Raw genomic sequence first — 16,597 nt, 5'->3', positions numbered from 1 at the left:
TGCCAAAGTGCGGTGCTTGCCGAAGGGTCTGCCGAAAGATAACTTGTTGATCACGACGATTCAGGACGGGAGCATCGCGAGAGCTGCAAAGACGCCGTTCGCCGTTGTCTGAATTGTCGTATAAATTATGTCCGTGTGTACAAACAAGGGGGGTTAACTGTGGAATATGTAATCAAGGAATGGTTTGTAGATGAGACACCCAATTCCGAGGGGGTGTATGTCAAGATAAAGGGACGCGAGGGTGGCATTATCTCCTTCCTATTGTCTTGGGTCGGGATTGATCCGACGGTAATGATGATCGTGGACACGGGAAGTATTCGCTTTGAAAAAGGCTCCTGGTCCGGGTTCTTCCGACGAATTACACCAATGGATAAGTTGTGCGCCGGCGGCTATGGTTATCAAAAGCCTTGGAAAACCGCGCTGGTTATGGCGCTTATCGGCTTTCCACTGATCGGGTTATTCGGGCTTGGGCTATTGGTAATTATCGGTGCCGTTGCCTATTATTACCTCAACAAGCAACTGAGGCTGGAATTCTCCGACATTGGGGGATACACAGACGGAATCGTTTTCAAGCGATCTGTCATCGAGGGAATCAAGGTAGACGAGGCCGACGCAGCACGCGTTATCCGAATACTTGAAGCGCTGATGCAAGGGAAAACGCCACAAAGGGAAATGCCTTCCCCGGCTGCGAGCCCGTCTTCAACCCAGAATTCGTTCGTGAGCCCGGCATCCGGTCCGGAGCCATTGACTCCAGTCGATAGGCCTTCCGCTACAGGACTTTTCTGTCCCGAGTGTGGAGCAAAGAACACCAATTCGCAGGCGATTTGTGCAAGTTGCGGGGCATCGCTGACCCAAGGCTGAATGCGCTAACCGATGTGTCCCAAATAGGCACTTGGAGGCACATGAAAGTAAATGGCATTGTTCAAGTGGCGCGGTATCAGCTCTATTGATTTGCTCAAAGTAAGCGCTGGGAAAAAGGGCAGGTGTTGCTTTATCGCGGGCTCATGGCCTACTTGGGTTAAGCGAATCGATTGAGGGAAGATGGAATGAAGACCTTTGCTATGAGAACAGTTGCCTTAACCCTGACGCTGGCGTTCTCGGGAGCCTATGCGGCTGTGGATCCCGCTGTTGAACAGGAAAACCGGCGGGCCAAGCAGCAACAGGAGCAGCAGCGGGCCAGGCAGCAGCAGGACCAGCAGCGTGCGCAGCAACAGCAGCAGGAGCAGCAGCGTGCGCAGCAACAGCAGCAGGAGCAGCAGCGGGCCAGGCAGCAGCAGGACCAGCAGCGTGGGCAGCAACAGCAACAGGAGCAGCAGCGAGCCAGGCAGCAGCAGGAACAGCAGCGTGGGCAGCAACAGCAGCAGGAGCAGCAACGGGCCAGGCAGCAACAGGAGCAGCAGCGGGCCAGGCAGCAGCAGGACCAGCAGCGTGCGCAGCAACAGCAGCAGGAGCAGCAGCGTGCGCAGCAACAGCAGCAGGAGCAGCAGCGGGCCAGGCAGCAGCAGGACCAGCAGCGTGGGCAGCAACAGCAACAGGAGCAGCAGCGAGCCAGGCAGCAGCAGGAACAGCAGCGTGGGCAGCAACAGCAGCAGGAGCAGCAACGGGCCAGGCAGCAGCAGGAGCAGCAACGGGCCAGGCAGCAGCAGGAGCAGCAACGGGCCAGGCAGCAGCAGGACCAGCAGCGTGCGCAGCAGGGCCAGCCCCAACAACCCGGCGTGACCCGCCAACCCGGTCAGCCAGGGCAACCGCCCGCTACCGCGCAAGGGCAACAGCCGCCCCGTGACGAACGCCGACCCGGCCAGCAAGGGCAGTTCGGGCAAGCGCCGGCGACTGCGCTGCAAGGCCAGCCGCAACAACCTGGCGTGACCCGCCAGTCTGGCCAGTCGGGGCAACCGCCTGCTACCGCGCAAGGCCAACAGCCGCCCCGTGACGGACGCCGACCCGGCCAGCAAAGGCAGTTCGGGCAAACCCCGGCGACTGCGCAGCAGGGTCAGCCGCAACAACCCGGCGTGACCCGCCAACCTGGCCAGCCGGGGCAGCCACCAGCTACCGCACAAGGCCAACAGCCGTCCCCTGACGGACGCCGACCCGGCCAGCAAGGGCAGTTCGGGCAAACGCCGGCGACTGCGCAGCAGGGGCAACGGCGGCACGATGGCGGTCGGCCCGGCCCGGATGGGCGTAGCCCGACGCCAGCACAACCGATCGCCGTCAGTGAAACTACCAGCGTGGTACCACGCGGAAATCGCGGCAGCTTCGACATTCGCCACAAGAACCCCGATGGTTCACAGATGGTGATATCGCAAAAGCTCATGCCGGATGGGACAAAGAAGGTAAGTGGTTTCCAACAGTCTGAGGATTTGCGCAAGGGGACGACCAACCGCGTTTACGCAGATGGCCGCCGCGTGACCGTGGGCAAGGACTTTGAACGCCTCTCCGTGGGTAGTGGCCCGGCTTTCGTGACGAAAGGGAACGGTCTGCGGGAGGAGGTATTGCCGAACGGTCGGCCTGCGTTTCAGGATCGCTTTACGTCATTTCGCGATCGGGATGGCAGCGAACGGCGCGTGATCGAGCGTACGCATTACGCACACTGGTCTTACGGCAGGCCGCAATACGTGGATCGGCCTTATATTCGCCTGTACGACGTGGGTCAGATATACGGTGCGCCGGTTGCGTACTACCGGCCGGATCGCTTCGCTTATGCTACGTACCGCCCCTTTTATCAGCGCTTCGCGGTGCCCTTGGCGCTCGCGTCCGTGGTGACCGTGGGCGCAGTGGCGGCGGTGGCCTTTGCTTCGCAAAACACGGGCTATGACGACCCTATGGCATTGATGGGAGATATGCAGATCGCGTCTGGGTTTGAAGAGGGCTATGGATATTCACCATCCTACGGGGCGACGCAGGACTATGACACGCCCGAATCGGCGGCCCTTCGCAGCCAGATGGCCGAGGTGCAGCAGCAGGTAAAGACCAGTGTCAAAAGCAATCCGCCACTTGCGCAGCAATTGGGAGAGGTGGATTTGCAAGCGTCTTCCGCGCAGGTGCAGCAGGAGGTGGGAAGCGCGGTGCCGGTGCAGATTCCCGAGGAGGTCCGTCAACAGGTGCGCAAGCAAGTACGCCTCAGTGTCGCCATGCATCAAAACGGTCGGGCCTTGGTGCTGGACGATGTACTGGCTTCCGGCTATGCAAAGATTTACCTGTTTCAGACTGCACATCCCCTCAACGTGGGGGATCTATCTACAGGTGGCGAATGTTTCCTGATGACCGGCGACCTGATTGGCTTCTCGAGCCTGCCGGCTGCCAACAGTCCGTTCGCTGAAATGAAGGTGGTTGCCAGCGGTGCCAACAGTTGCCAGACGGGTGGCGTGGTAGAGGTTCGCCTGACGGACTTGCAGGAGATGCTCAATGGCTTTAGCGAGCGCGTGGAAGACAATATGAAGCGGGTAAGCGCCTGTGCCCCATCCGGGCGCTGCTAAAGGTATTCCGCTCAGCCCGATATCACAGCCTGTCGAGAGGGAAAATCAACATGTTTTGCACGAATTGTGGCAAGACCATAGCGCCTGATGCAAAGTTCTGCACGCACTGCGGCGCGCATCAAACTGCCGAACCGTCGCAACCGACCATGGCTGTTCCTGCATCGGGGTTGCCGACAGCCTCACCGTCTGGAAGCAAACGAGCGATGTGGACCGGCGCTGTGGCTCTGGCCGTGGCATTGGTGGGCGGTGTGGGCTATTGGGGCTGGAGTAACATGGAGGCCAGCAACGAAGATGGCGCACGTAAGCTGAGCGATGCAGAGCAGCGCCGTATCGCCGCAGAAAGAACAGCTGAGGCCGCCGAGATCGTGGTCGCCCACGAACTTCTGGATAAACACATAGCCGCTGAGGAAGCTCAAGCGGAAGCGGCAGCCAGAAGTAAGGGCTCCGCGAGTACAACGCTTAAGCGGTGAGATAATGCCAAGTGATGTGGACCAAGCCGGACTTTGCCGATCGCTGCCACCTCGGCAAATCCCCAGCCGCTGCGTTCCCTTCGCTTGGCCGACGTTTATTGTGGATCAGGAAGTAAGTCGAGGCTACTTATGAGGGGTGTCAATTGAGAATCCCGACCAATAGTTCAAGAAGAAACAAGAGGATAGCCGCAACATGTTGCTGATGATCGACAATTACGACAGCTTCACCTACAACATCGTCCAGTATTTCGGCGAATTGGGGCAGGAGGTGAAGGTTTTCCGTAACGATGCCATCGCCGTCAGTGAGATTGCCCAGCTGAAGCCCGATTATCTGGTGATTTCTCCCGGTCCCTGTGCGCCGGGCCAGGCAGGGATCTCACTGGCCGCGATTCGTGAATTCGCCGGCAAGATCCCTTTGCTCGGCGTCTGCCTTGGCCACCAGGCTATCGGCGAGGCCTTCGGTGGCAAGGTCGTCCACGCCAAGCAACTGATGCATGGCAAGGTTTCCGCGGTCCACCATGAAAATAGGGGTGTTTTCGAGGGTTTGCCCAATCCGCTGACCTGCACCCGCTATCACTCGCTGGCGATCGAGCGCGCAAGCCTGCCCGAATGCCTGGAAATCACCGCGTGGACTGACGATGGCGAAATCATGGGGGTCCGCCACAAGACCTTGGCTGTCGAAGGCGTGCAGTTCCACCCCGAATCGATCCTGACCGAACGCGGTCATGACCTGCTCAAGAACTTCCTGGACGAACACAAGAAATGACGCCACAAGCCGCCCTCCAGCGCGTGATCGAACACCGCGAAATCTTCCACGACGAAATGGTTTCATTGATGCAGCAGATCATGAGTGGTCAAGTGACGCCGGTCATGATCGCCGCCATCATTACCGGGCTGCGGGTCAAGAAGGAAACCATCGGTGAAATTGCCGCCGCTGCTAGCGTCATGCGCAAGCTGGCGACGCCGGTCACGGTGCCCTACGACCGGCGTTTCGTCGACATCGTCGGTACCGGGGGCGACTCGGCGCACAGCTTCAACATCTCGACGGCGTCGATCTTCGTTGCCGCGGCGGCCGGCGCCAAGGTGGCCAAGCACGGCGGCCGCAGCGTCTCGTCCAATTCCGGCAGCGCCGACGTGCTGGAGGCTCTGGGGGCTAACATCATGCTGTCGCCCGAGCAGGTTGCCGCCTGCATCGCGGAAACCGGCATTGGCTTCATGTTCGCGCCCAACCACCACAGCGCCATGAAGCACGTGGCGCCGGTGCGCCGCGAAATGGGCGTGCGCACTCTCTTCAACATCCTCGGCCCGCTCACCAATCCGGCGAGCGCCCCGAACACGCTGATGGGCGTCTTCCACCCAGACCTCGTCGGTATCCAGGTGCGCGTCATGCAGCGCCTGGGCGCCGAGCGCGTGCTGGTCGTGCACGGCCGGGACAATCTCGACGAGATTTCGCTCGGTGCAGCGACGCTGGTTGGTGAACTGAGGGACGGCGAGGTCCGCGAGTACGAGGTGCATCCCGAGGATTTCGGTTTGCAGATGCTGTCGCTGCGCAACCTGCGCGTCGACGGCGCCGAGGAGTCGAAGGCTGTGCTGCTGGGCGCGCTGGACAACACGCCGGGCGCCGCGCGCGAGATCGTTTGCTTGAACGCTGGCGCCGCGCTCTACGTCGCCAATGTCGCGGACAGCATCGGCGACGGCATCGCCAAGGCACGCGAAGCCATCGCCAGTGGTGCGGCGCGGGCCAGTCTGGCGCAGTTCGTCGAATGCACGCAACGACTGGCACGGTAATGGCCAGCGACATCCTCGAACGGATTATCGCCACCAAGCGCGACGAAATCGTCGCTGCCGCTGCGGCCAGACCACTGGCCGTCCTTGACGCCGAGGCGTTGGCACAAGATGCGCCGCGCGACTTCGTCGGAGCCATCCGTAGTCGGATTGTCGGCGGTCGACCGGCAGTTATTGCCGAAATCAAGAAGGCTAGCCCGTCGAAAGGTGTCATTCGCCCGGATTTTCAGCCGGCCGAGATCGCCCGCAGCTATGCGCAGCATGGTGCCGCCTGCCTGTCGGTGCTGACCGACCGCCAGTATTTCCAGGGCGCGCCGGAATACCTGCAGGCCGCCCGCGCGGCCTGCGCGTTGCCGGTGCTGCGCAAGGATTTCATGGTCGACCGCTATCAGGTCGCCGAAGCGCGCGCCATGGGGGCCGACTGCATCCTGCTCATCGCCGCCGCGCTGAGCCTCCCCGAGATGCAGGCGCTGGAAGCGCAGGCCCACGGCTACCACATGGCGGTGCTGGTCGAGGTCCACAACGGCGAAGAACTCGACGCCGCACTGCAACTGAAAACACCGCTGCTCGGCATCAACAATCGCAACCTGCGCACTTTCGAGGTGTCGCTCGACACGACGCTAAGCCTGCTCGGGCGCATTCCGGCGGATCGTATCGTTGTCACCGAAAGTGGAATTCTCGGACCGGAAGACGTGGCCCGGATGCGCGCCAGTGGCGTCCATGCCTTCCTGGTTGGCGAAGCGTTCATGCGGGCGCCGTCGCCTGGCGAAAAACTGGCGCGCCTCTTTGCCTGAAGCCGGAGTGTTCCCCATATTGCTGGCTCATTGGCCACGACAACCGCATGAGTGGCATTATCGTCGCCCATTCGGAATGCTCGTTTTCGCTCAAGGTTTAGCCGTTGGGCTGTTCTCTGTATTTTGGGAGTTGTCATGGACATTGTTGTGCTACCGCTGCGGCTGGCGATGAATCCGGCAAGGGTCCCGTCCGCAAGCGGAACCGCAGTCTGATGTCAATGATCGAGAAGCTGACCGGCTGGTTCCGGGGTCGTCGGAAATCCCCGGAAGATCGCCTGGCTGTCACGCTCGAAGCGTTTCGCGACCCCGCCGCCGATACACTTGATCTGATCCGCCGGCTGATTGCCTATATCCGCCCGAGAGGCCGCCGCGATACCGGGGCGGGTGAGCGCTACGGGGCGATTCTGGCCCGCATCGAGGGCGATACCGACCTGCTTCTGGCGTTTCGCGGCCATTTCGTGCATTTCATCGCTAGCCGCCGTCTCGTCACATTTTTCACCGACAGCGGCATCCTGCCCGGTACGGGTTTCTTTTCCGAATGGTGGCGCATTCTGGGTGACCGGCTGTTACCGGAAGCGCCCGACGAGCGGCGGCTTAAGGACTGTCTGCACGTTATTTACGACCGGCCCGATGACTGGCGCTGGCAGACACAGATTCCGCCCGAATATTCGCAGCGTCTATGGGCGCTGCTGGCGCCCGAGGACGCTGCGCGCAGCATCGACTGGCGGGGAATCGAGGAGCAGGTTCTCGATGCGGTATTGCTCCTCGCCCATCGCATAAGCGGCCTCGGGGTCGAGGCGGAGCTGATGCGCGCTTCACCTGGCTTCGAAGATGATCTGCCGCGCTTCGTCGCGCTGTCTGCCGAGGCCCTGGTTTTCGTCAATGCCCTGCGCGCGGCGCTCGACGACCCGGCGAGCGCGGCCGACAACGGTAGCCAGTTGCTGGTCATCGCCGACCAGTGCCAGAGTACGCTGCAAGGTATCCGCAAGCGGGCACTGACGGTTGGCACCAGCTTGCATCTCAGTTATCTGCTCGCGCGCAGCGAACAATGCCTGGAGCGGCTGCGCAAACTGGTGGCGATTCTGGCGGCCGCCAATGGGTCGACCGCGCCCAGCGCCGCCATTGCGGCTTGGGCGGGGTTCGCGCACGATGCCTTCCTCGCCGAGAACCGCCGTAACAGCCTGGGCCGTTATATGACGCAGCTCTCCGGCCTGCTGGCGGTCAGGGTGACCGAGAACGCGGCACGTTCCGGCGAACATTACATCTGCGAAACCGCGGGCGATTACCGGCAGATGTGGCGTTCAGCGGCCGGGGCCGGCGTACTGATCGGCGCCATGGCGTTGCTGAAGATCTTCGCGGCGGGCCTGCACGCGCCGCTGTTTGTCGAGGCCTTCCTGTTCAGCATGATCTATGGTCTTGGCTTCGTTCTCATCTACCTGCTCGGGATGACCGTCGCCACCAAGCAGCCGGCGATGACCGCCCAGACGCTGGCCGGCCTGCTCGGCGAGGTCCACCCGAACCGCCAGGCCGAGCTCGACGGGCTGGTCGACGTGGTTGCGGCGGTCTGCCGCAGCCAGTTGGCGGCGATGGCCGGCAACGTCGTCATGGCGCTGCCGGTGGCCATCGCCATCGGTTTCTGGCTCGGCCAGATCGAAGGCCAGCCGGTGGTCACGCTGGAGAAGGGCGCCCACCTGATCGGCGACCTTGATCCATTGGGCTGGGCGCTTCCGCATGCGGCGATCGCCGGCTTCTACCTCTTCCTGTCCGGCCTGATCACCGGCTATTTCGACAATCGCGCGGCCTACAGCGACATCGGCACCCGCATCGCCCGCCTGCGCTGGCTGCGGCGGTTGGTGGGCAGGGAGCGGGCTGCCAGCATCGGTGCCTACATCCACGGCCACCTGGGCGGTATCATGGGCAACTTCCTGTTCGGCTGCATGCTCGGGTCGACCGGCGTCGTCGGCATCATTCTCGGCCTGCCGCTGGATATCCGGCACATCGCCTTCTCGTCGGCCAACCTCGGCTACGCATTGATCGGATTCGATTTCGCCCTGCCGTTCAAGGCAATTCTCTGGGCGGTACTCGGCGTCGCGCTGATCGGACTGACCAATCTGGCGGTCAGTTTTGCGCTGGCGCTGCGTACCGCGCTCGGCGCCCGTGGCGTTCGCTTCGGGCACTGGGGCGCGTTGATCAAGGCGATCTGGGCGCGTTTCCGCAGCGCCCCGCGGAGTTTCGTAATGCCACCTCAGGGCGCGACAACCGGCGGTCACGGTTAAAATAGCCGGGTGTCCATCCTGTCGCACGTCGTCCGACGTCTGCTCCCGCTTGTCCTGATCGTTCTTGCTCCGCTGGTGTCGGCGGGTGGGCCTGACTTGCGCGCGCCTGAAGAAATTGCCGACCTGCTGACGCCTTTCCTGCCCGATGAAACGGCGCCCGGGGCTGGCGGACAGGCCAGACTGAAAGGGCTCATCAGCGGGATACTGTCCACCGAAGGCTATTTCTCACCGCAAATCGAATTCGTCGAGGTCGATGGCGATTTACGCATCGATGTCGACCCCGGCCCACGTACCCTGATCAGTGCCGTCGATGTTGCGGTCGACGGGCCACTGGAGGCAAAAACACGGCAGGAACTGATCGCCGGCTGGGGGCTTCCGGTCGGCCAGCCGTTTCGCCAGCAGGACTGGAACAATGCCAAGCAACGGGTGCTCTCCAGCCTGCTGGCCGAGAACCATGCCGGCGCTCGCCTCGTGGACAGCGAGGCGGTGATTGACCCGGCAACCCGTGAAGCGCGCCTGATGGCCCGCTATGACAGCGGCCCGCCCTTCCGCTTCGGCGAGTTGCGGATCGAGGGGCTGGAGCGCTACCCGGCATCGCTGGTCGAGCGCCATAACCTGACGGTCCGCCCGGGCGCACCCTTTCGCGAAGCCGATCTCAATGCTTTGCAGACGGCACTGCAGTCGACGCCCCAGTTCAGATCGGTTCTGGTCAGCATTGATCGTGACACGCCGCCAGATGCCGAAGGGATCGTGACCGCGCCGGTTATCGTGCGCTTGAGCGAGCGTCCGGCGCACCGTCTGTCCTTCGGCGCCGGTGTCAGCTCCAACACCGGCTTCCGGGTCGAAACAAATTTTCAGACGGCCGATCTCTTCGGGCAGGCCTGGGAGCTAAATTCGGGTCTGCGCATCGAGCAGAAAAAGCAGACTGCCTATGCCGATGTTCTCTTCCCGCCCGATGCCGGGCAGCGGCGCGATAGTGTCGGCGCCATGGCGCAGGCCACCAATATCGAGGGCTTGCGCACCGAGCGCATCGCTGTCGGCGGCCAGCGACTGTGGCGGCGGGATGAACTGGAATACCGTCTCTCGCTGACCTGGCAACTCGAACGACTGATGCCGGATGGCGCGGCGGAAAGTCTCAGCCGGGCCCTGGTCCCGAACCTCGCGCTGGTCTGGCGCCGTCTCGACGATCCCTTCAACACGCGCGACGGCATCGTGCTGCAAGGTGAGATCGGTGCGGCGAGCAAGGCGCTGATGTCGGACCAGAACTTCGTTCGCCTGTACGGGCGCTATCAGCAGTTCTTTCCGCTCGGCCGACTGGATACCCTGACCTTGCGTGGCGAAATCGGCTACACCATCGCCGAATCGCGCGACGGCATTCCGCAGGAATATGTATTCCGCACCGGCGGCACCGGCACGGTGCGTGGCTACAGCTTCCAGAGCCTCGGGGTCAGTGAGGGCTCGGCCACCGTCGGCGGCCGCTATATGGCGACAGCCAGTGCGGAATATACCCACTGGCTGGACGAACAATGGGGGATCGCCGCCTTCGTGGATGCCGGCAATGCCGTCGACGAACTGAGCAATGTCAGCCTTGCGGTCGGCTATGGCGTTGGCGGCCGCTGGCGAACTCCGGCCGGACCGATTGGTATCGATCTCGCCTACGGCCAGCGCGACCAGTCGTTCCAGGTGCACTTCTCGCTGGCGATTCCGTTCTGAAATGAAGCGCCTCATCCCGCTCCTCGTCACGACCGTCTTGCTCGCTGTCACGGCCACCGGCGGCATCTGGCTGGGTTTCAGTGAAGGCGGGCTGGGTATGCTCGCCCACCTTGCCGCTTCCGCGAGCGGCGGCCGGTTGAGCCTCGAACAGCCGTCAGGCCGTCTCGTTGGCCCGCTGGCATTTGCGCGCATCATCTGGAGCGAGCCGGGGACAGAAGCCGTCATCGAACACCTGCAGATCGACTGGTCGCCCGCCGCGCTGCTGGAAGGGCGGCTGTCCATCGCGCAAGTGGCCGCCGCCCGGGTGGCGATCGAGATCGCCGGTTCGGACGAAGCAAGCGCACCACCGGCCGGATTGCGCCTGCCGCTCGCGGTCGACGTCAACAATATCGCCATTTCCCGCCTTGATTACAGCAAGCTGTTCAGCATTGACGACTTGCAGGCCGCTTATCTCAGCGATGGCACGCATCACCGGCTGACAGGAGTGCGCGGCCAGTTCGACAAGACTGCCATTACCGGCGAGATGACGCTGGGCGTCGATGCGCCGTTTCCCGTGCAGTTGAGCGCGACGCTTTCCGGTCAGATCGACGAACAGCCGATGCGCCTGATCGTGGAGGCTGCCGGCCCGCTCGACCGCATTGTCTTGAAGGCAATGGCAGAGGAAGGATTGCGCGGCGACGGGCAGGTCACGCTGACCCCGTTCGCCCGCCATTCCTTCGCCGAGGCGCAACTCGCGCTGACCGATGTCGATCCCGCTGCCTGGATTGCCGGCGCGCCGCTTGCCCGCCTGACGCTGGGCGCCCAGATCAAGCCGGACGAGCGGCGGAATGGCGCACTGGGCGGTAATTTCAATGTGAGCAACAGCATGGCCGGCCCGCTCGATCGCCAGCGCCTGCCGCTGGAAGGCCTGAGTGGCCGTTTCGACTGGGCGGATGACGACGTCCGTCTCACAGGCCTCGTCGCCCGCCTGCCGGGTCAGGGCCAGCTGAACGGCAGTGGCAACTGGCGGAACGGCAGCCTTGCTCTTGATCTCGAAGCCAGCGCCATCGATGCCGTGCAACTGGCGAGCGTGTTGCGGTCGACCCGTCTGAACGGGCCGATTTCAGCCCGCATCGGCGCCGATCATCAGCAGTTGTCAGTCAGGCTGAGCGACACCCGCTTCGTGCTCGATGCCAAGGCCAGTCATGAACACGGCCGGGTGAGTCTGTCACGTCTCGAACTGGCGGCCGGTGAGGCGCGGCTGACGGCACACGGCGAACTGGATACTGCGCAAGACATGACGTTTTCGGTTGCTGGCGAACTGGTGCGCTTCGATCCCAGTCGCTTTGCGCGGGTACCGGCAGCGACGATCAATGGCACCCTTTCTGCTACCGGCCGCCTGCGGCCCCATCCCGTCGTCGAGGCGCGGTTTGCCCTGCGTGACAGCCGGTTTGCCGGCCAGCCGCTGGCCGGGCGCGGCGATCTCGTCATCGACTGGCCGCGCATTCCGCGCGCCGATGTGCAACTGGCAGGCGGACCGAACACGCTGACCGCGCGTGGTGCCTTCGGCCAGCCCGGCGACAGCCTGCAGGTCGACATCGACGCCCCGGCGCTGGCGCCCTACGGGCTGGACGGCAGCCTTGCCGGCCATCTCCGACTGGCCGGCACGCCGGCGCAGCTGACGCTGGCCGTCGACTTGGCGACGCCGCGCCTTGGTATTCCGGGTGTCGGACGCATCAAGGAGGCCAGCCTGCTGGCCGATCTCGGCAGCCTGCCGGACAGTCCGCTCAGGATCGATGTGCGGGTGGCGAATTTCGATGGTGTCGACCGGCCGGGACTGATCAGGAAGCTTGACGCGCATGCCGAGGGCACGCGCCGCCAGCATCGTCTGCGGGTCGCGGGAGACATCGCCGGCGGCAATGTCCTGAAGATGGTCATCGAAGGGGGAGTTGTCGCTGATGCCAGGGAGTGGCAGTGGTCGGGCCGGCTGCTCGAAGGCAGCCTGGAGGCCAGGGAGCGCTTTCGTTCGTTCGCGCTGACCCAGCCTGCGGCGATCGAGTTGGGCGCCGCAGCCTGGCGCGTCGGTCCGCTGCTGCTCGCCGGCGACGCCTGGCAAATGCGCCTGCAAGCCGATGCCGGCACGCAGCGCCTGCATGCTGACGTCAGCGGTCACGGCTCGCGCCTGGGCAACATCACCGGCCAGTTGGAGGCGACGATGCTGGATGCCTGGACGCTCAATCGGCGAGCCTCCTGGCAAGGCGCGTTGCGCGCTGAAATCCCCGATCTTGCGTGGGTCGCCGAGTTGCTGGGTGAAACCTGGAGGAGCGGTGGCCGCTTCAACGGTGATCTGAAGCTGGGCGGCACCCCCGAACATCCGCTGACATCCGGGAAATTCCGCGGCGAGGAACTGGCCCTGACGATGCCGGAGCAGGGAATGCGCCTGACCAACGGGGTGCTCGATGCAAGGCTCGACGACAACCTGTTGCGCGTCAGCCAACTGGCTTTCGACAGTCAGATCCAGCCGGCGCCACCTACCCTGCAAAGACAGGCCGGCGAGGTGTTGGCGGAGAAAACGGCGCGCCCTGGACGCCTTGAAATTACCGGTCAAATGCGTGTTGACCGCAGCAGTGACGGAGCCACTCTGGATCTGCGCCTGGACCGCGTCGGTGTCTTCCAGCTCCCCGGTCAGTGGATTCTCGTTTCCGGGGATGGCAATATTTCCTTGATTGAGGATGCGCTGCGCGTTCGCGGGCGCCTGGCGGTCGATGCCGCCTTCTGGCAGTTGGCGCCGATGGGCGTCCCACGGCTTTCCGACGATGTCGTGGTCAAGACTGCAGATAATGCGCCGGCGCCGGCTGCATTCCGGCCACGGCTCGATCTTGACGTGGAGACTGATCTTGGCAGGAATTTCCACTTCACTGGCCTCGGCCTCGAAGCCCGTCTTGCCGGTAGTGTCCGCTTGCGCGCCGAGGGCCGCGACCTGCCACGGGCGAGCGGCAGGATACGCACGCAGGGTGGGCGCTACGATGCTTACGGCCAGCGACTCGAGATCGAGCGCGGCATCCTGACCTTCCAGGGCCTGCTCGACAATCCGGCGATTGACGCGCTGGCGGTCCGTCGCGGGCTGGCGGTGGAAGCCGGCGTCCAGATCAGCGGTACGGCACAAAGGCCCATCGTCCGGCTGTTTTCCGACCCCGATGTACCGGATGTCGAAAAGTTGAGTTGGCTGGTCCTCGGCCACGGCCCGGAGCAGGGGGGCGCCGGTACCGCCGGGCTCCTGCTTTCGGCGGCCGGCAGCATGTTCGGCAACGACTCGGGCGGCCTCATGCGGCAAATCAAGCAAGGCTTCGGCATCGACGAATTCAGCGTGCGCCAGGGAGGGCTCGGCGACAGCGGCGGGCGCCAGATCGGCAGCCGGGTCGTTGGTGGCAGCTTCAACACGGCGTCGAGTACCGGCGATCAAATAGTCAGCGTCGGCCGGCGCTTGTCGAGGGATGTTCTGCTTTCCTACGATCAGGCGCTGGGCCGCGCTGGCAGTGTGGTCAAACTGACTGTCAATCTCAATCGCCAGGTATCGCTGGTCGCTCGCGCCGGCACCGATAACGCCCTGGACATGCTGTACACGATCACCTTCGGCGGGCCGGCGCCGCGCGCGAAGCGGGACGGCTCACCCAGGTAGCGGTTCCGTGTTGGTCTCGGGCCCCGTGTCGGACGTTGGCATCACGCGTACCGGAACCGACTCCGCGATGCTGAGATGTACATCGCGTTGCGGGAAGGGGATCGAAATCCCGGCAGCCGCCAGGCGCTTTTCCATCATGAAGCGCAAGTCGCTGTCGACGCGACGCCTCGACATGTTCGGGCCCAGCTCGACCCAGAAGACCAAAGACATCAGCAGTGCGTTGTCGGCGAAATCATCGAAAAAGACTTCAGGCGCGGGATCCTTGATGACCTCTCCATGCTCCTCGGCGCAGCCGGTAATGATCTCGGCGGCCTTGTGCACGGGTGATCCGTAGGCGATGCCGATGCGGATCTCACGGCGAATGCGCGAATTCGAGTAAGTCCAGTTGACGACTTGGTTTTCCAGGAACGTGGAATTCGGCACCAGTGCCTCGATGCCGTCAAAACTGCGCACCGTCGAGGCGCGCAGGTCGACGGCGGTGACGTGGCCGGTCGTGCCGCCGATTGCGACGATGTCGCCGACGCGGATCTTGCGCTCAAAGAGAATGATGATGCCGCTGATCACGTTCTTGATGATGGTCTGGGTGCCGAAGCCGATGCCGATGGCCAGTGCGCCGCCCATGAAGGCGAATACGGTCAATGGGATACGCGCCAGATTGAGAACCAGGACAATCAGGACGACGGAGACGGCGATCATGATCCAGCGGCGAGTGACGCTGGCCAGTTGCTCATCGAACGCGAAACGCCTCACCATGAGGCGCTCCAGGCGGCGCGAGAGCACGGAGCACAACCAGTAGGCGAAAACGTAGAGGAGCAGAATGCCGATGCTCTTGCCGATGGTCACTCCATAGGATGTCGTGACCGTCTTGCCTTCGACGACCGTCGAATCCTCGACCGCAAACAACTCGAAGTTCCAGACCTGCTTCATTAGCGCGGCGCCGCGCGCCGCGATGAGCTTCCAGTCGCGCGGCACGCCCGGCGTGCCGGAAAACCCGAAATCGTCAAGCCAGCGTGCGACCAGCCGATTGAGCCGCTCGCCAGCCACGTCGACACGCTGGATAGCCCGCAGACGCTGTTTCAGTGTCTCGAGAATGGCCGACTCGCGGGCTGTCGCCTCGGAGTCGAGCAAGGCTTCCTTCAGGCGTAGTTCCTGTTGATCGATCGCTGCCTGCCCCGCTGATGCAAGTTCCCGGACTAGCGGCGTCCTGGTATCAACTTCCGTCTTAATCGCGCCCAAGGCGGAGAGGGCGGATGCCCTCGCTGCCGCGTCGTCACCGTTGAGGGCGACGTAGCGATCCGTCCAGCCGTCGATGCCGTATTGGAGGATGCTTTGCAGCCAGTGCAGCGCCATCATCTCGACGCGGTCGGTTTCAAGTGTTTCGTCCGCCAGCTTCAGTTCACGGTTGTCGGTGACATCCTCTCCCTTGTTGGCAAGGTATTTCACCAGTTGCTCGCGCTCGGTCACCCGTCGCGTGTTGGCGGCAACCCGACGATCGAGTTCCGTGGTCAGCTTGCTCAAGGCCGCGCGCAGATTCGCCTGGCGCTCCTCAAGATCCTCCTTGTCCAGTTTCTGCTGCGGCAGCACGCGTGCGACCAGGCTCTCGGTCTCCTTCATGAAGCGCCCCAAAGCCTGGATCTCGTCCTGGGTGGTCTGGAGTCCGATGCCGATATTGATTAATTCGGCCTCGGTCAGTTGCAGACGCAGCGCCGCGAGTTCCCGGTTTCCACGCCCCTTTTCGATATCCTGCTCGTCCTTGGCCCGTGCCAGTTGGTCTTCGGCCAGGCGCAGCGCTTCGCCGGCGCGCCGCTGCGCCTCGATCAACGACTGCTTCTGGGTTTCCAGAATGCGCTTGTTCGACTTCCGGTGCTTGAGGCGGTCGTTTATCAGATCGAGCTCGTCGCGCAGCGCATCGATACGCCGCGTCGGGTAGGGGGGCGAGCCGGAAAATTCGGCGACCTGCTCTGACCTGTCCTCCAGTTTGAGTGCTGATTTCCTGAGGCTGTCGGCTTCGTCGATCAGGTTCAGGCGTTCGCCATAAGCGGCAACCAGGCGATCGAGCAGGCGCTGGCGCTCGGTGGTCGGCAGTTCCTCGGCTTCCGGCGCCGTGCCGCTTTCGCGCCGCCCGGCCTCCTGCTGGCCACGCGCCTCGGCCAGTTGTTTCTCTGCCTCGGCCCTTGGGTCGACCGGCGCGGGTGCGTCTGCGCCCTTGGCCGCTTCGATCTTGGGCTTTGTGGTAAGAAAGTTGGCAATCTGCGCCTGTCCCGGGCCGGCAAGGAGCAGGAGCGCCAGGGTGATGAGGAGACGGATTTTGAGGGGGCGGCAGACGGGAGAGTTGGGAGTCACTGGGATGAACGGTCTTGTCGGGTTGTTCAAATTGTTGCTTGCAATCAAGACATCCGGGCCGGCTCCGGATATCGGAGGCAGCAAA

Annotated in this window: 11 protein-coding genes; 9 read left to right on the top strand and 2 right to left on the bottom strand. The window is 63.3% G+C overall.

Annotation, left to right across the window (positions count from 1 at the left end; genetic code table 11):
• Positions 1-159: 159 nt before the first annotated feature.
• The gene (locus tag IPP03_09265; protein MBL0352835.1) at positions 160-861 is read left to right on the top strand and encodes a zinc ribbon domain-containing protein; all 702 of its coding nucleotides are present in this window, start codon (positions 160-162) and stop codon (positions 859-861) included.
• A 215-nt stretch (positions 862-1,076) separates the two neighbouring features.
• On the opposite strand, the gene IPP03_09260 is transcribed toward IPP03_09265, so the two are convergent.
• Positions 1,077-2,267, bottom strand: a complete 1,191-nt coding sequence (locus IPP03_09260; protein ID MBL0352834.1) for a hypothetical protein — start codon at positions 2,265-2,267, stop codon at positions 1,077-1,079.
• A gap of 90 nt (positions 2,268-2,357) precedes the next feature.
• Between IPP03_09260 and IPP03_09255 the strand changes: the two genes are divergently transcribed.
• The 8 genes from IPP03_09255 to IPP03_09220 all read left to right on the top strand — a co-directional run bounded on the left by IPP03_09255 (position 2,358) and on the right by IPP03_09220 (position 14,169).
• On the top strand, positions 2,358-3,473 hold the full coding sequence (locus tag IPP03_09255; GenBank protein MBL0352833.1) for a hypothetical protein: 1,116 nt from the start codon (positions 2,358-2,360) through the stop codon (positions 3,471-3,473).
• Between the two features lie 50 nt (positions 3,474-3,523).
• The gene (locus IPP03_09250) at positions 3,524-3,943 is read left to right on the top strand and encodes a zinc-ribbon domain-containing protein (GenBank protein MBL0352832.1); all 420 of its coding nucleotides are present in this window, start codon (positions 3,524-3,526) and stop codon (positions 3,941-3,943) included.
• A gap of 193 nt (positions 3,944-4,136) precedes the next feature.
• Positions 4,137-4,709 (top strand): aminodeoxychorismate/anthranilate synthase component II, encoded by a 573-nt coding sequence (locus tag IPP03_09245; protein ID MBL0352831.1) that lies wholly within the window; start codon positions 4,137-4,139, stop codon positions 4,707-4,709.
• The gene (gene trpD, locus IPP03_09240; GenBank protein MBL0352830.1) at positions 4,706-5,731 is read left to right on the top strand and encodes an anthranilate phosphoribosyltransferase; all 1,026 of its coding nucleotides are present in this window, start codon (positions 4,706-4,708) and stop codon (positions 5,729-5,731) included. Before IPP03_09245 ends, trpD begins: the two co-directional genes overlap by 4 nt.
• Entirely contained in the window at positions 5,731-6,522 is a 792-nt protein-coding gene (gene trpC / locus IPP03_09235; protein ID MBL0352829.1) for an indole-3-glycerol phosphate synthase TrpC, read from the top strand. The genes trpD and trpC overlap by 1 nt, the downstream gene beginning before the upstream one ends.
• A gap of 212 nt (positions 6,523-6,734) precedes the next feature.
• On the top strand, positions 6,735-8,798 hold the full coding sequence (locus tag IPP03_09230) for a site-specific recombinase (GenBank protein ID MBL0352828.1): 2,064 nt from the start codon (positions 6,735-6,737) through the stop codon (positions 8,796-8,798).
• Between the two features lie 18 nt (positions 8,799-8,816).
• Positions 8,817-10,511 carry an outer membrane protein assembly factor gene (locus tag IPP03_09225; protein ID MBL0352827.1) on the top strand — a complete coding sequence of 565 codons (1,695 nt, stop codon included), beginning with the start codon at positions 8,817-8,819 and terminating at the stop codon, positions 10,509-10,511.
• Between the two features lies 1 nt (position 10,512).
• A complete protein-coding gene (locus tag IPP03_09220; GenBank protein ID MBL0352826.1) occupies positions 10,513-14,169 on the top strand; it encodes a translocation/assembly module TamB domain-containing protein in 3,657 nt (1,218 codons plus the stop codon).
• On the opposite strand, the gene IPP03_09215 is transcribed toward IPP03_09220, so the two are convergent.
• Complete coding sequence (locus IPP03_09215; protein ID MBL0352825.1) at positions 14,158-16,512, bottom strand: mechanosensitive ion channel; 2,355 nt, start codon at positions 16,510-16,512, stop codon at positions 14,158-14,160. The two genes, IPP03_09220 and IPP03_09215, sit on opposite strands and share 12 nt — an antisense overlap.
• Positions 16,513-16,597 lie beyond the last annotated feature (85 nt).

It is taken from the genome of Candidatus Dechloromonas phosphoritropha (assembly GCA_016722705.1).
In the GTDB taxonomy this organism is placed as follows: Bacteria; Pseudomonadota; Gammaproteobacteria; order Burkholderiales; family Rhodocyclaceae; genus Azonexus; species Azonexus phosphoritrophus.
This window is presented reverse-complemented; position numbering and strand designations above follow the sequence as displayed.

Bases quoted from the DNA above. Each gene is read 5' to 3' on its own strand.
- IPP03_09230 (MBL0352828.1), top strand. From the start codon at position 6,735: ATGTCAATGATCGAGAAGCTGACCGGCTGGTTCCGGGGTCGTCGGAAA.
- trpD (MBL0352830.1), top strand. From the start codon at position 4,706: ATGACGCCACAAGCCGCCCTCCAGCGCGTGATCGAACACCGCGAAATC.
- IPP03_09245 (MBL0352831.1), top strand. From the start codon at position 4,137: ATGTTGCTGATGATCGACAATTACGACAGCTTCACCTACAACATCGTC.
- trpC (MBL0352829.1), top strand. From the start codon at position 5,731: ATGGCCAGCGACATCCTCGAACGGATTATCGCCACCAAGCGCGACGAA.
- IPP03_09220 (MBL0352826.1), top strand. From the start codon at position 10,513: ATGAAGCGCCTCATCCCGCTCCTCGTCACGACCGTCTTGCTCGCTGTC.
- IPP03_09250 (MBL0352832.1), top strand. From the start codon at position 3,524: ATGTTTTGCACGAATTGTGGCAAGACCATAGCGCCTGATGCAAAGTTC.